Origin of the sequence: Lactobacillus amylolyticus DSM 11664, assembly GCF_000178475.1 — a bacterium.
Taxonomy (GTDB): Bacteria; Bacillota; Bacilli; order Lactobacillales; family Lactobacillaceae; genus Lactobacillus; species Lactobacillus amylolyticus.
The window spans coordinates 1-15,277 of record NZ_ADNY01000047.1; the positions used below are offsets into that span (position 1 = coordinate 1).

The 15,277-nt window shown below is 39.2% G+C and carries 17 protein-coding genes and 1 pseudogene; 2 read left to right on the forward strand and 16 right to left on the reverse strand.

The window, feature by feature from the left end; all coding sequences use genetic code 11:
• From HMPREF0493_RS05585 to HMPREF0493_RS05635, 11 genes are all read right to left on the reverse strand, one after another.
• Positions 1-1,159 (reverse strand): hypothetical protein (locus HMPREF0493_RS05585; RefSeq protein WP_006352352.1); only part of this gene is annotated, 1,159 nt, incomplete at its 3' end.
• A gap of 7 nt (positions 1,160-1,166) precedes the next feature.
• On the reverse strand, positions 1,167-1,835 hold the full coding sequence (locus tag HMPREF0493_RS05590; RefSeq protein WP_006352353.1) for a hypothetical protein: 669 nt from the start codon (positions 1,833-1,835) through the stop codon (positions 1,167-1,169).
• Between the two features lie 42 nt (positions 1,836-1,877).
• Positions 1,878-2,780, reverse strand: a complete 903-nt coding sequence (locus tag HMPREF0493_RS05595; RefSeq protein ID WP_006352354.1) for a restriction endonuclease — start codon at positions 2,778-2,780, stop codon at positions 1,878-1,880.
• Between the two features lie 134 nt (positions 2,781-2,914).
• Entirely contained in the window at positions 2,915-3,337 is a 423-nt protein-coding gene (locus tag HMPREF0493_RS05600) for a (deoxy)nucleoside triphosphate pyrophosphohydrolase (RefSeq protein WP_006352355.1), read from the reverse strand.
• 84 nt (positions 3,338-3,421) lie between these two features.
• On the reverse strand, positions 3,422-3,742 hold the full coding sequence (locus HMPREF0493_RS05605; protein ID WP_148451048.1) for a hypothetical protein: 321 nt from the start codon (positions 3,740-3,742) through the stop codon (positions 3,422-3,424).
• 233 nt (positions 3,743-3,975) lie between these two features.
• Positions 3,976-4,593, reverse strand: coding sequence for a PH domain-containing protein (locus HMPREF0493_RS05610; protein WP_006352357.1), 618 nt, complete (start codon positions 4,591-4,593; stop codon positions 3,976-3,978).
• A 14-nt stretch (positions 4,594-4,607) separates the two neighbouring features.
• Positions 4,608-5,603 carry an ADP-ribosylglycohydrolase family protein gene (locus tag HMPREF0493_RS05615; protein WP_006352358.1) on the reverse strand — a complete coding sequence of 332 codons (996 nt, stop codon included), beginning with the start codon at positions 5,601-5,603 and terminating at the stop codon, positions 4,608-4,610.
• A 245-nt stretch (positions 5,604-5,848) separates the two neighbouring features.
• A complete protein-coding gene (locus tag HMPREF0493_RS08635) occupies positions 5,849-6,241 on the reverse strand; it encodes a L,D-transpeptidase (RefSeq protein WP_006352359.1) in 393 nt (130 codons plus the stop codon).
• A 36-nt stretch (positions 6,242-6,277) separates the two neighbouring features.
• Entirely contained in the window at positions 6,278-6,661 is a 384-nt protein-coding gene (locus HMPREF0493_RS09070; protein ID WP_006352360.1) for a hypothetical protein, read from the reverse strand.
• A gap of 209 nt (positions 6,662-6,870) precedes the next feature.
• On the reverse strand, positions 6,871-7,110 hold the full coding sequence (locus HMPREF0493_RS05630; protein ID WP_006352361.1) for a hypothetical protein: 240 nt from the start codon (positions 7,108-7,110) through the stop codon (positions 6,871-6,873).
• A 128-nt stretch (positions 7,111-7,238) separates the two neighbouring features.
• The gene (locus HMPREF0493_RS05635) at positions 7,239-9,125 is read right to left on the reverse strand and encodes a flavocytochrome c (protein ID WP_006352362.1); all 1,887 of its coding nucleotides are present in this window, start codon (positions 9,123-9,125) and stop codon (positions 7,239-7,241) included.
• Between the two features lie 115 nt (positions 9,126-9,240).
• On the opposite strand from HMPREF0493_RS05635, the gene HMPREF0493_RS05640 reads away from it, so the two are divergent.
• Entirely contained in the window at positions 9,241-10,155 is a 915-nt protein-coding gene (locus tag HMPREF0493_RS05640; RefSeq protein WP_133286280.1) for a LysR family transcriptional regulator, read from the forward strand.
• Between the two features lie 9 nt (positions 10,156-10,164).
• Here HMPREF0493_RS05640 and HMPREF0493_RS08825 read toward each other — a convergent pair.
• The 3 genes and pseudogenes from HMPREF0493_RS08825 to HMPREF0493_RS05655 form a co-directional block, all read right to left on the reverse strand.
• Positions 10,165-11,218, reverse strand: a pseudogene (locus HMPREF0493_RS08825) (MFS transporter).
• Entirely contained in the window at positions 11,196-11,621 is a 426-nt protein-coding gene (locus HMPREF0493_RS05650) for a MarR family winged helix-turn-helix transcriptional regulator (RefSeq protein WP_006352368.1), read from the reverse strand. Before HMPREF0493_RS05650 ends, HMPREF0493_RS08825 begins: the two are co-directional and overlap by 23 nt.
• Before the next feature lie 391 nt (positions 11,622-12,012).
• Positions 12,013-13,326: a C1 family peptidase gene (locus tag HMPREF0493_RS05655; protein WP_006352369.1), complete on the reverse strand. Its 1,314-nt coding sequence runs from the start codon at positions 13,324-13,326 to the stop codon at positions 12,013-12,015.
• Between the two features lie 205 nt (positions 13,327-13,531).
• On the opposite strand from HMPREF0493_RS05655, the gene HMPREF0493_RS05660 reads away from it, so the two are divergent.
• Positions 13,532-14,455 carry a DNA/RNA non-specific endonuclease gene (locus tag HMPREF0493_RS05660; protein WP_040457301.1) on the forward strand — a complete coding sequence of 308 codons (924 nt, stop codon included), beginning with the start codon at positions 13,532-13,534 and terminating at the stop codon, positions 14,453-14,455.
• Positions 14,456-14,477: 22 nt separating this feature from the next.
• Here HMPREF0493_RS05660 and HMPREF0493_RS05665 read toward each other — a convergent pair whose 3' ends face one another.
• Both HMPREF0493_RS05665 and HMPREF0493_RS05670 read right to left on the reverse strand, forming a co-directional pair.
• Complete coding sequence (locus HMPREF0493_RS05665) at positions 14,478-14,753, reverse strand: hypothetical protein (RefSeq protein WP_006352371.1); 276 nt, start codon at positions 14,751-14,753, stop codon at positions 14,478-14,480.
• Between the two features lie 6 nt (positions 14,754-14,759).
• On the reverse strand, positions 14,760-15,277 hold a 518-nt coding region (locus tag HMPREF0493_RS05670; RefSeq protein WP_006352372.1), incomplete at its 5' end, for a methyltransferase domain-containing protein.

Genomic DNA, 15,277 nt, shown 5'->3' on the forward strand with positions numbered 1-15,277 from the left:
CAAAATAAATCTTATTTTCAAATCTAAGCCATAACAAGTAATCTTGCTTTTCAAGTAAATTTGCTTCATATCGATTAATCGCAAGGTTTTGAAGTTTACTCAGTAGATCCATCAAATTATTAATTTCATTGATTAGATCTCCAACTTCTTTATCTCTTTCTAAAGGATATTCTTCATTAACCTTCAACAACGCCAAAAGCTGTAATTCTTTATCTGAAAGGTTATCTTGATTTAATTTTGGATATGCACTTCTTTTAATTTCATTTAAAGTAGTCTGAGCTTTATCAATTAAGTTTTTAGCCTCTTCACTAGATAAACGATAATCATTTATTAACTGATCCTTAGAGGAATTGGCTAGAGTTTCAATATTATCAAATTTCTGTAAAACAGCTTTACTGTTTGAAGGAAGCTCATTAAATATTCTCTGAATGTTTAAATTATCTTGAATTTGAATATCCTTTTTTATTGTCTCTTCTTTTAGTTCATTCCATATTTCCTTTATATTATCTTGAATATTTTTTATTGATTGTAATTTGGCTTTTTTCAACCATGCTTTACAATCATTTTCAATTTGATTTAATAAACTATCACTCTTAGTTACAGTGAAATAGTCTTCAAATAAATTTCTATGTTTTTTTAGACTCTCAATACTTATATTGATATCCTGATCAACAGTATCCCATCTTTTAATTTGGCTTTCTGCCCAATTAATAAATTTTATATTTTGTTGAATATAATCTAGAGTAACATTCAAATCTTCTCGTTGATCTCTAGTCAGGTTATATAAATCACTATGCTTTAGAACAAAAACTAGATTATTACTCAATTTAGTAATTTTTGTCGAATATCTTCTACCAAAATTACTAATCTCTCTCTTATATTTTTCCTTCGATAATATTGCTTTTGCCCAATTATTATCAGACAAATGAAAAAATGGAATAGAATACTGATATTCCAAATCCGCGGGATTGTCGCTTTCACCAAGATCTTCTAAAAGTTTGGTAGGAATAGAATCATACCAGTCTTTAAAAGAAATATTTGAAGTCTTATTTACTTCATCCTGTATGGTCTGGTTTAATTTATTGAAAGTGATTTTATTAAAGTAAGAAATAATATTCTTTACTTTATGATAAAGAGCTAATATCTGTTCGTAATTCATTATCTTTTTATTTGATCAGGTTTAATACAAGATTCATAGTTTTATCCAATGAATCATCATCTGTACTTTTTGCGGCTACATCGAAATGCAGTGCTACTTTCTTTATATTAGTTAGTTTATTCAATTTTTCTATGGGAGCTGTAACTTCAATGTTTTTAGTTGCTCCCTTATTCATATTGCCACTCCAATAATCATCTGAATCATCTACATGCTGAAGTTCCATAGTAGACAAGTTTACCACTCCATCTGATATATCAACATTAATATTCTTTTTAGCATGAGCCGTAAGATATATCCTTACAAAACCATCCAGTCTTATTTTTCCACTACCAGTTTCATAATAGTGAGATTTTTTGGTTTTATAAATTGTTACTCTATATACTTTAAAACTTCCACCTGACCAACTATTATTCTGATATTTTAGTTTATAAGTAAGAGCTTTACTAATCTGATAATCATCCAAGTCAAAAGCTAAAGTTTTTGTTTTATTTTTTGAAATTGAAGTTACATCATTAGCAATCCTTACTGTATTATCAGATCTATTGAATTTTAAGACAATAATTATTAATAGAACAAAAATTATTATCGAGAAAAGCCACCATTTTTTATACCATGGTTTAACATAGATATAAGTATTGCCTTCTTCATCAATATTCTGGTTCAGTCTTGTTTTCATATCATAGTCTCCTGTATTTTATTTGTCTTAAGTCTGTTCCTTTTAATCCTTTTCATAATAGTAATTATCAAGTGAATAAGTATTAACAGGAGTAATATGAAGTTGATATTTTTCAACCAAATCAGTTAACTCTTGCCCATCGATCAAAGTAACTGTTCTGTTACCTTGCATAGCAATTTTTTTGGCACCATCTGTATAGTAACTTGTCGTAACAAAGATACCATATTCAGCATTAAAACTATCCATTGTACCCTTAAAATCCCGAATTTCAGATTCACCTACTGCACCACTTGTGTATCTTTTACATTGAATCGCAACACGACTAGTTCTAAATTCATCTGATCTAAAGTAGCCAAAGCCATCGATACCATGATCACCTGAAAGCTTAACTCCTTTTACTTTATCGATACTGACTTCCATTTTTGAAATTAGAAGACGAGAAAAACTTTCAAATTTTGCAGGTGAAAATTTCTTGATTTGATCGAGTAATTCTGTTTTCCAATTATTATCAGCTGAATCTTGAACATCAGTTGAATCGACCGTTTCATCGTTACCATCTTCAGCAGCAATTTTTTTAGCCTTATCTTTTGCAGCTTTTTGCTTTTGCCAATATGAATTAATTTCATCAGTTTGAATTTTAGTTGGATAATTTATAATATCATCTGATCTGCCCAGGTCGGTTAAAACGATATCTTCTCCGCGCTTTAATGGTTCAACATATCCAACACTAAATAGATTTCTTAAACCGAAATTGAAATCAAACATAAATGGTGAGTATTTACCAGTTTTACCTTTTTTCGTGTAATAAACTTGCTCATATGTGAGGCCATCATATTCATTTTCAGCAATTGCTCTTCTAATTGTTTTTCTTGAAGCTGAACCACCAAGCTCTCTTAATGCCAGTACGATAGCTTTTTCTACACTCTGTCTTTTATAAATTTTCATAAATAATCCCTCATCCAAAATATAATTCAATTATATCGCAAAGCTATATGAGAAAAATATTCGCAAAAGCAAAAAATAGACATTAGGAATAGAAATAAACTAAAAGGCATCCCAACTAGGGATGCCTCTTCTATTTAGAACTCCACTTTCTTCACATCAGTCTTCGCCAATTCCACAATCAGCGGCGCATCGGCCGGAGCCCAATTCAATTTCCCGACCTGAGCAGCTGGCAGCCATTCAATCTTGCTATGAGCCACAAGTTTAAAATCATGCGCCGTCATTTTGGCAAAGAAAACCGTCAGCTCAACGATGCCGAAGTCATATTCATAGCGTACCGTTTTACCAAGCTGCGGACCAACGACGATCTCCGCGTTCAACTCTTCTTCAACTTCACGTTTTGCGGTTTGCTGCGGCGTTTCGCCTTTTTCAATCTTGCCGCCAGGAAATTCCCAGTAGCCGCCAACCAAGCGGTCAGCATTTCTCTTGCCTGCAAGAACTAAACCTTTTTCTTGATCAATAATGGCAGCCGCCGCAACTCTGATAATCTTTTTTGTCATTCAACTATCCTCTAAATTAAATCTTAGATTCATTATATTACTAATAAAAAGCGCCACCCGAGAATTCTCTCTGATGGCGTTTTCTTATCCAATTTTCGCGCTAGCAACGGCAACTGCTTTGTCCAGTTCTGTCGCCTTCGCAGCGCATTTTTCTTGTGGCCATTCATGGCCTTGTGCAATTCGCTCGTGATGGTGCTGCACGATGTACACCAGAGAATCGATTACTTTCTTCTCTTCACCATCAAATTGAACAAGAACATTCTTATCTTCTTCGATCAACTTCATCAGAACCTCGGTCACCTTGATGTAATCGGGATTCGCAAAATTGCGATGATCTAATGAATAATAGTAGTAGTCGATCAAAGCATTAGTGATTTCTTGTTTTTCTACGCTCAGGTTATCCAACATGTTTAGTATTCCTTTCTGGGATATGCGCAATATTGTCGCCTCGGGCGGTAATTGATTGTTTAAGAATATCAGACTTCACCGAGCCCGCATAGAAAAATGCTCAATCTAAAGACTTTATTTAACTTTTTTGCTGTCGAAGGTCAATCCGAAGACCAACACGATGAAGAATGAAATCAAAAAAATTCCGATTTTCTTTAACATTTGTATCACCTGCTTGTTTTTTATAAAAATTATAACCCTAAAATCTGCTTCTTTTTAGCTTCAAACTCTGCTTTGGTTAAAATCCCTTGGTCCAGCAGTTCTTTCAGCTTCTTTACCTGCTCTACTTGTTCGTCTAATGCACTAGAATCATTTTGTGCTAATTTAGAGTATTTCTTGATGTTTTTCGCTAAAATCGGGGCCGCCACCTTATTGATCGCGTTGATCCGCAAGATTTCATCCCCATTGATCAAAGTCAATTCATCATAGACGATCGAATTATGCAGCACCACGCTCTTGATCTGCTTGAGCGGAATAACCAATGCCTGCTCTTTTGACAGAATCTTCTTGCTCAAAATAATGAGGCGCTGATTCGTGCAAACCAGCATAACGTTTTTGCTTTTGACATTAATGCCAATCGCCGCATAAACGATCTTTTCATCATCATGCTCCTGCATAATTTCGGCAAGCGGCGCCAAATCCTTATCGCTGAACCAGATATCAAAAACGTCGGCGTCAATCAACTGCTGCTTCAATTCGGCTGGCAAATTCAGCTTCTGAATGCGGGCAATTGCCTGCTGTCCTCGCTGATCAGCCAAAAATCTGTTGTTTGCCTTGCTTTGCTTTTTACTAAATAAGTTGAATACCATAGTGTTTCCTTAAATCATTTTACATTGGCGAACATGTCCGCCATCTTTTCAATCACATCGCGCAATTCCAATTTTGCTAAGAATGCTTTTGGCAAAACCTTCGTGCCATATCGCGCGCCTAACAGCTGTCCCGTCAAATTGCCTGTGGAATCAGAATTGCCGTCATGGTTTACCGCCGCCTCAATCGCCTTTTTAAAATCATGCTCATACTTCAGCGCACAATAAACAGCGATGCCCAAGGCCTCATCGGCAAACCAGCCTTGCCCCAGCGAAGCAATGTTGGCCGCATCCCGGTCCGGACTATTTTCCGCTAGCATCCGTGCCAGATTGACCTCACCGATGATTTCTTCACGAGCGGGCTGCTTGGTGATCAAATTTTTGACAATCTTGATCGTCTTGTCGATCGCCTGCGCGATATCAATTTCCATCCGGCTTAAATAATGAATCATCGTTGCAAAAAAGACCGACGCAATCGAACTGATCAGGCTGCCGTGCGTTAGCGCCGAAGCACGAGCACTGTACTCCACCACTTTTTCAATCGACCAATTGACCAAACCAATCGGAGCGATGCGCATGATACCGCCGCAGCCCTTGTTTTTGTTATAAGGATGCGTCAATGATCCGAAATGCTTTTCCTTCAGTTCAGTGATGCAAGTATTACTCGGTTCACGCACGGAAAACAAACGCTGATCATCAACTAGCCAGCTAACCGGCCGATGCGTCATCTCGCTTTTATTATGCTTGGTCTGCGTGTCCAGCCAATCCTGGTAGCAATTCCAAATATTGGTCAGCTTGTCGCCCGGCAGCAGCAGGCCGTTTGCGGTAAATAAGGTCATCTGCGTATCATCAGTGATTTTTGCCGGGCCCTTAAAATTGGCAAAAGTAATGCCGTCCTCGCCGTAGCAAGCCTTAATGTCATCTAATTGTCCGAATTCAACGGGTGCACCCAGGGCATTGCCAACTGCTCCTCCAAGCAGGCAGCCCTGAATCCGCTCAATCTTTGCTTTCATATTATCTCCAAGTTTTATTTCTTTGTTAGCGTATTCATCTTCTATTTTAAAGCATTATTATGAATAAATATATTAAAAAAGACACTTCTGCCTATAATAAGCAAAAGTGTCAATTTTTTATTTCAAATACAGAAAATGATAAATGATAATACCAGCCGTAATGACAAGGGACCAAATCATGGCCTTGATTTTTTCCTTTTTAGTTGGCTTATCCTCTTCAAAATCGTTTTTCACTAGCAGTCACCCTATCTATTCTTGATGATAACTTTAGTGTGGTATGGAATATGGTAGTGTAGCCACTTAGCGTCTTTAACAGTTAAACGAATGCAGCCGTGACTTGCTGGAGTTTTACCAACCTTATGCGTTTCGCTGGCAATGAAAGTCTTGGACCATTCGTAAGTTGGAACGGAGTGGAATAAGTATTCTTGATCGATTCTGCCGACTGGGTAAAGACCAGATGAGAAGCGGTATGGGTGGTAGCTGTTAGTGTAGTAAGTACCAGTTGGCGTTAAGCTCTTGCCTTTAACGATTCGGCCAGCTGAGCAGTACATAGTGTAAAGTACTTTTTTGCCTGAACGAACGTAAACACGGTTGCCCAAAATTGAAACCCGCAAATTTAAGTTCTTTACCTTTTTCAAATTAGGATACTTGGTTTTGGTTTCACTAGAATACTTCTAGTAATTGCCGGTCCGCTTACGCATGTCAGTTGGATCGTAGTATGGTTGGTACTTGGTCTTGTGACGCTTAACGGTCTTTTTCTTCTTGGTTGTCTTCTTTTTAGTAGTTGTCTTAGTCTTGCTTGTCGTCTTTTTCTTAGTACTCGTAGTTGAACTAGTCTTAGAAGAAGTCGATGAAGATGAGCTGGATGATGACGACGTGGTTGATGAATCAGTAGTTGAAGTTGATGATGAAGCATCAGAATTTGAACTAGATGAACTGGATGAGGCATTGACTGAGCTGTCTGAATTGCTTGCAGCTTGAGTCATTTGTCCACCAAAAACAGTAAGAGCTGTGATTGCAGCTACGCTGAGCAACGTTGCTTTAAATCTAAATTTCATAATTAATATCTCCCTTTTGTATCCTCTAAAATTGTATCAATGAGAGGAAAAATTTCAACAAAAAAATGCAGTTTAGATCGGATATCTAAGCTGCATCTTCTTGTCAAAAGCGAATAATTAAGATTTGATAATGATTGCTTTGCTTAAAACAAAAAACAGTCTACCCACAACAGGAAAACTGCTTTTTAAATATTCAATTTTACTTTCTCTTAACGATAATCCTTAAGGAAATCAACCAACTTTTGGTAGTCAGCATCATGTTCAGAATTGTAAGCATCAATCAAATCAACTACCTTATTGTCTTTGGTAATGATACGATACTCACGCAAACCTTTCTTTTCATTGGCAACAACTGTGATTTCGCCCTTGCCTGGTGTTGAGTAAAAAGTTGGGTTCAATACTTCATTTAACTTATCTGATAATTGTTGATTAAATGCAATAGTATTCATTTTGTTTTTATCTCTTTTCTAAAAATCTTAACATCGACATTATAGCATTTAGCGATCAAAATAAAAAATCTTAACATCGACATTATAGCATTTAACGATCAAAATATCAGAACTTTAAATTGAATTTTTTATTTTTGAGAAGCACCCGTACTTGCATCATCTTCAGTGTAGTAAATGTCAGCATAAGCTGTGTTGGCAGCGATGCGGCCAAAGGTAAAGATATCGGCCAAAGAGTTGCCGCCCAAACGGTTGCCCGCATGGATACCACCGGCATTTTCACCAGCTGAATACAAACCTGGAATTTCTTCGCCATTCTTATCCAAAACATGAGCCTGAGTATCGATGACTAAACCACCCATGGTGTGGTGAATAGCTGGACGACGAGGCGTTGCATAAAATGGTGCAACTTCACACTTCAAATCGAAGACATTTTTATGGAATTCAGGATCTTCACCCTTATCAACATCTTCGTTGTAGGTCTTGATTGTTTGTACCAAAGTATCAGGATCCATGCCAACTTGTTTTGCCAAATCCTCAAGCGTGTCAGCTCTAAACAAAGTGCCGGCTTTAACTTGGGCATCGATTGATTCTTGCGTGGTGTTATAAGCCGTTTCCTTGATCTTGTCATCGGCAATTAAGTAGAACAAGCCGCCATTGGCAATCGCAGCCTTGGCCAAAGTATCACGTTCCGCAAATTCGTTGACGAAGCGTTTACCCTTTTGGTTAACCATAATGTAGTTTGCTGGTGGAGTTTGCAAACCTGTAAATAATTCCCCAGTCTTTGGATCTGAAACAGGCATCAATTGGATGAAGCCCATGCCAACCAATGCGGCACCTGCTTCAAGACCTAAATTGATCCCATCACCGGTAATCGCTGGGGAATTGGTAGTGGCGATGTTGTCGTCAATCTTTTGCCAGTAAGTGTTGTACTTTTGAACCATCTTTGTGTTGGCACCAAAACCACCGGCAGTTAAGATGATTGCTTTAGCATGAACAGTCAAGGTTGAGCCATCAGCACGCTTAGCAACGACGCCACGAACTTTGCCGTTTTTAATAATTAAATCTTCAGCACGAGTTTCAAGATATGGATTTACGCCATGATCCTTTACCCAGTCTCCTAAAATGTGAATATAAGCGTAGCCCATTGGCTCTACTGGCTTATGACCACGACGCCACAAGCCGCCGACTGGTTCGGTGACGTCAGTTTCATCGAATTTAACGCCAAGATCAGCCAACCATTTAACTGAATTGAGGGCATTTGTGACCAATTCATGTACCAGAGCATATTTGCCGTGAATTTCATTACCCTTTAAGTCAACACGCTTTCCGCCTAAATAAGTTTGAATTTCATGCAGCAGAGTTGAGTCAAATAAGTAATCAGCGCCAGAATCAACGTATTCTTTAATTTGCTTTTGCAATTCTTTAAAGTCGTCACGATATTCGGGATCAATCTTCTCAATTGGTGTCTTAGCCAATTCTTCCAAAGTCTGCTTTTCACCTGGAAGGGCCTTGAATTTCTTTTGCCAGTCAGGTTCTGCAGCGTTCATTGGGCCACCGGCATGACTGGTATTGCCACCGATTTGTGGATATTTTTCCAAAATAACAACTTTTTCACCGTGCTGAATTGAGCGAACGGCAGCAGCTAAGCCAGCACCGCCGGCACCCACAACGACAACATCAGTATCTATCTCTTCGTCTTTTGCTTTCTTAGTTGCAGGCTTTTCACGCTTTTTCCATTCTTCAGCATCCCCGCCGGCCTCATTGATTGCTTGTGCGATGCCATCGATCACACCGTGGCTTGAAATAGTCGCACCACTGACTGCGTCAACGTTTAAGGTTTGATGATCAATGATTTCCTTTGGCAAACGGTGAAACACTTCATCGGCAACCCCTTTGGTTTCGCCGGAAGAATCAATTTCAATATCTTTAATCTTGTCACCATCGATTGTGACTTCCAATGGCATGGATTCTGAACCATGACCTTTTGCTCTAACTTTATATTTACCTGATTTCATGTAAAAAACCTCCTGCAATCCCTTGTTTGTGATCGCTTACAATTTGATTTTAAACATTTTTTTCGCTTATGATTAGTACTAATAGGAATACTAGTTTGACAAAAAGGAATAGTTTATGAATTCGATGCAAGTTAAGTGCGTGATTGCACTGGGAAAAACCAAAAATTACACCAAAGCAGCCGAAAGCCTCTTTGTTTCGCAATCAACGGTTTCTAAAAATATCAGCCGGCTTGAAGACGAATTAGGCTTCAAAATCGTCACCATGCAAGGACGGCAGGTCGCTTTCACCAAGGATGGCGAATACTTTTACCAGCAATTATGCCAAATTCATCAGCAATTTGAAGAAACGATTTCCAATATCTATTCCCAAGAAAAAGAGCGGCCCATCATCATTCGCCACTCAACCGCGATTTTTGAACGCTATTATTTGCCTCGCTTTCTGCAATTATTTAGGCAAAAAAGCCAGCAGGAGATCGTCTTCTCCGGCTTCAGACCCAACATTTCCTTTGAAGACAACCTCGATCTTTTTTACGAAAATCAGGCCGACTTCATTCTGATCCAGCAAGACTTCTTTCACCATGATGAACGCTTGGGTTTCACCCCGCTTTTAACGGGAAAATTCTCTGTCATCATTAACCGTAAAAATCCCTTGGCAAAGAAAAAGACCATTTCACTTTCCGATCTGGCAAATGAAAGAGTCTGGATTTGGAACAGTAGCCCCGCCGTTCCCTCAGTTTTAAAAATTGAACAAGCACTCAAGCAGATCATGCCTGTCGACCAAATTCGAGAATCTGACGGCATTATCTCCTGCGAGATGTACGCAACTGCGGACGAAGGCATTGGCATCGTTCCCAGCTTCGCTTATGACAACAATTTGAACCCGGATGTGGTCTACAACTTTTTAGATGTCGACGTGTCCCTGGTGTATGGTGCTTTTTATCTAAAAACAACGGAAAATGCCTCCTACTTCAATGATGTCATCGATAATTTAAAAGAGGCCGTCGCTCTAGAACGGAAAAAGTGGCACTAAAAACAAGGATTATTTTTCATCCCTGACATACTTTAAAAACATCAAGAGGATGATAACTGCCATGACTAGCAAAAAGATGTAGGCAAATTGCGTGCCCAGCGCAGTGGCAGTCGGACCCTTTGATCCCATGCCGGCTTGACTGAAGGCAACGATTGCGGAAGTGATTTATGTTCCGTCCGCGCCGGCAAATTGCTGCACGGTACTTAAAATTGCATTGCCTTGGGTCGTCTTAGGCTGACCAACTCTGCTTAGAGCGTAAGTCATGACATCACCCAAAATCATGCCCATGCTAGCCATATAAATAATGTAAACCAGCGAGATGAAGAGATTGTTCATGCTTTTGGCAAAAATGGTGAATAAAGCCAGCTGAACGAGCATCATTACTACACCCGCCAAAATTACGCGCCGTGCACCGTGCTTATCAAGCAAGCGGCCACCAATCGGTCCCATTAAAGCGCCAATGCAGCCCGGCCGGAAGCACAAGCAAACCCGCAACCATAGCCGTATTGCCGTTGACCAGCTGTACGTAATTTGGAATCAAAAAAGCATTGCCTAAAGAGCACATTTGAATCAAGAAGAAACCCAATACTGATGCAGCAAAGTATTTATTCTTGAGCAACTGCAAATCCAGCAAAGGATGGGCCAATTTTTGCGTTCTTTTAACCAGAAAAATACCAGCAACTAATGCAATTACAATAGGCAAGGCAATCCCTGTCGCTATCCCTTGAATTACACGCCCTAAAAGTAGAATGACAAAGCTAGGCGCTAACGCATCAATAATTAGTCCAATTAAGAACAAAATATTAGCAGTTAAAAACAGGTTTTTGGTTTTGTAGCTGCTTTTTTAAATTGCGGAAATCGGTACAATAATTGAAATTGCCAATAGATAAATTGAAGTCATACAGGAAACGACATTGGTGGAAATGCCAAATTGCCGCATTAATGTTGGAAAGGCAATGTTCATTGAAGTTTCAACGATTACCCCGCTGAAAGACATTAGTTCCATCGCTACGATTGCCGCAAAAACTTTGCTTGGAATTTTATCTCTTTGCTGATTGTCCATCTTTGATATAATTCAACACCTTTCTTGCAGTTTCAAGTTCTTCTTCACTGAAGTTTTTTCGTAGAGCTAAATCATCATTCTTCATGTACTGGTGAATCTGCTTCACCAGCTTTTCTGCCTTCTCGGTCAGCTGAACTTTTTTCTGACGCTTATCATTTTTATTGACCACACGTCTGATCAATTCACGCTTTTCCATCCGTTGCAGCATGATGGTGGTCGTAGAACGCTGAATTTCAAATTCGTGTTCAATCTGATTTTGACTAGCAGAATTTTCGGTTTGATTGGATAAAAAATCAATCACTGACATTTGCGTACCCGTGATGCCCAAGGTCATCGCAAATTGGTCGCGCTCACGATCAATCTGCGTTGAGGCCTGGCGAACGGTTTTCCTAATCGGTTCCATAGGCCCTCCTTTTGTTAGACATCTAACGATATTATCCTAGTGTGATTATTGTTAGATGTCAAGCAATTTTCTGAGCAAAAAAACGAGACCTGCTTTATCATCACAGTTCTCGCTTAATTATCAGAACACAGATCAAGTGCCAAGTACGCATAAGATCATAGCTCCATCTTGATCGGTGCCCAAATAAGTGACATTTTATAATTTCCTAAATTGGAATATGGATCATATCCAGTCAAGCATGCAAGAAAGAAGCTTGCCCAATAGAAAAGAGGATCATAGCAACAAGCTATGGTCCTCTCTTTAAGGAGATTTTAGATTTTTTACTTACTGTCTGTATTTAGGATTGAGGTATTTTAAAAATATTGGTTTAGATTGATTGTTTTATCTGAGTTTAGCCGATATTATCCCAAGGCTTCAAGTCGATAGCTGGGCCTTCAGCTAATTTTACTTGTTCTTTTGTTAAAAATTCCTTTCTGACAACTACATCGTAAACATAGTCTTCAAACCATTTTTGACTCATTTCGTAGAACCCTTTGTGGCCATATTTATCGCCCCAGGAGTTTTCTACTTTCCACTTGCGAATTTGACCTTTGTCTTCATCGACACCGACCAAAGTCATATCGTGAGTTGCAAAGCCTTCACCAGTTGCCAAACGATCAGCCTTGCTCATTTGAGTATCAACACTGAACAATGCATCAGTCTTGTAAAGTTCAGTATCAAGATAGCCCGTCTTGCGTTCCATTTGCTTGAGAACGTCATTACCAAAGATAACGGCATCCCCTGCTTTAAGTTGAGCAACAGCTGCCTGAGCCAAGTATTCAATTGGAACATTCAAGAATTTAATTTGATCACCGCCATCAACGTTATCATAAAGTGGCATGTGATAAAGCTTATTAAATTCGTGGTTTGGACAATTTGACAAGCACACGTAATCATCAAAGTGGAAATCTTTGAAGTATTTTTGGACAAATTGACGTGGAGTCAAGTCCTTTTCCAAATGGTACTTCTTGTCATCATCGCGGTATTCCAAATCGAATTTCTTTGGTGGTTCGCCCAAAGCAACTGATACCATGCGGTAAACTTCATTCAAGCATTGCTTCTTGGCTTTTTCTAATTGATCTTGCTTGCCTTCCTTGACCAACTTGCGCAAAAGCAAGGCATCTTTTCTTTCCTTACGGGCCAAAGAATCAATCAAGCCCGTGGTGTTATTGGAGTTAAAGCTTTCTGGCATGGCATATGAGGGAACGACGCCATACTTTTTAACTAAATTGATTGCCATTCCCCAAAGTCCACCATCTTCGCCGGCAAAGCCAAGCCAAGATTGAACTTCACGGTCATCAAGCGGCTTGTCTGCCAAACGGATCATTGCATCATAGAAAGCATTGGCACGTTCAATTTTATCCCAGAAGAAGTTATAGGCTTGTGAAAAAGTAAAATTCTTAACCTTATTCTTCTTGCCAAAATAGTGACGGAGAACGTTTAAAGTTGCAAACTCCCAGCAGCGGCCGGAATGCTTTTGATCAGTGACGTTTTCGGTATCAAGTTCAATTGAGAAAACGTGGTTCAAACGCTTGGAAACACTGTCATTAAATGAAGCTTCCAAAAGTCCTGAACGTTGAGCGGCACGTGAGGCAACTTGATTTTTATCATTGCTGTTAAAATCGGCGGAAAAGTCGGCGATTTCTTGATCTGAAATAATAGTCATCGGTATCCCCTTCTTATCTATTGGCTTTTAATTTTTCTTTAAGTGTTGGTGTTAATAATACCTTGTTTTTAGAAAAATAGCAAGCAAATTTGCTCATTTTCTTTAATTTTTTATTCATTTAGTTTTCCGTTAGCAAAAATTCATGCTTTCCCTAGGAATAAAATCACTATAATAAGGATGGATGAATTTTTGGAGGAAGAGAAGAATGAAAAAACATAAGTTGTTGCATCTTGCTCTTTCACTAATTGCTGCCATCAGTTTAACAACAATCGGCGAAACTGCGAGTCAAAAAGTCGAAGCAACTAGCTACAGTGACAGCTCGCTTGCTAGTTTGAAGTTTCATAGCAAGGAAATTGTGACGGTTGATCATAATAAGCCACAGTTTTCAAAAAAGACGGAATCGGAAAAATGCGGTCCCTGGCAAAAATACAGCAATCTCGATTATCTTAATCGGGCTCGAACTGCGAATGCCCTGTTAAATAAAAAGCTGATGCCAACCGTCAAGCGCGAAGGCTTGACCTGGGATCCAACCGGCTGGCACAATAAGCGCATCAAGGGCGGCTGGCTGTACAATCGCTGCCACTTGATCGGCTATCAATTGACTGGTCAAAACAATGATCCCCGCAATTTGATCACGGGAACCCGTGAATTAAACGATCCTGACATGCTCAAGTACGAAAACGAAGTGGCAGATTACATCCGTGAATCCGGCAATCACTACATTCGTTACCGCGTAACGCCTATTTATAAGGGCAATGATTTATTGGCTAACGGAGTTGAGATGGAAGCTCAGTCAATCGGCGACAACAGCGTTCACTTCAATGTCTTCATCTTTAACGAGCAGCCTGGCGTGGTTTTGAATTACAAAGATGGCACAAGCCGCGTAAAGAATTCAGGTACCACGGTTGTTGCTAAAGCAAAAAAGACTGCTAAGAAGAAAACGACACGGGCAATTCGGCATGTTGTTCACCGCGTCAGCACCGCACGTTATCGGGTGATCGGCAACAAGCGCAGCAAGATCTACCACGTTGCCAGTGGTCAAAATTATCATATGTCTTCAGCAAATGCAGTTTACTTCAAATCTGAAGCTGCCGCAAGAGCTGCAGGATATCGTAAATCGAGGAGATAAACAAGAAAGCAGATTGAATCAGTTATTCAACCTGCTTTTTTCTTTCAAGATATAATTTATTGCTGCGTGGAAATTCGATTTTTTGCAATTTTTTCAGACGTTTTATAACTTCATGCTCATTCAAATCTGTCCAAACGACTTTGCGGTAGCCATCTTCGATGATACTGAAGCCTGCACGATCTTTTTCAATAATAATTGAACGATCCTTTTTATAAGTCAAAAGTTTGATCGTGGCCTTATCCTGCATTTCTTGCAACTCACGAGCGACAATATTTAGCAAATTACGGTTATCAATCATTAAGTTTCACCGAGCCAATCCATCAACTAACTTATTTTTCATCGGCACAAGCAATTTACCATCCTGAGCCAACTGATCGAATAATTTGCCAACTGCAGCAACAAATTGCTCGTAGTTTTTATCCCCTGCTTTTAAGGAATATGACGATGACAAAGTCCGATTAACAAAGCCTTGCCGGGTGTATTCTTGATCATTTTCTGTTTGAAAGGTATCGCAATTACCGGTAAAGAATTGTCGACAGTCAACAGCCGCAATTCCGTTTGAAAAACCGTGAAAATTAGGACAATACTGTTTAAGCAAAGCTGCCAATTTTTGATTGCAAATGGCATCAGCGATCCTTGAATTATACACGATGATTACTTTGCCATCAGCTTTTAAGATGCGCTGACATTCCTGCCTGAATCTTGCCTGGTCAAACCAGTGAAAAGCCTGTGCTGCCGTGACATAATCAACAATGTTTGCAGGCAAAGTCGTGTTTTCGGCATCCCCAGCAATCGAATCAAAGTTTGCTCTTTTTCCTAAAT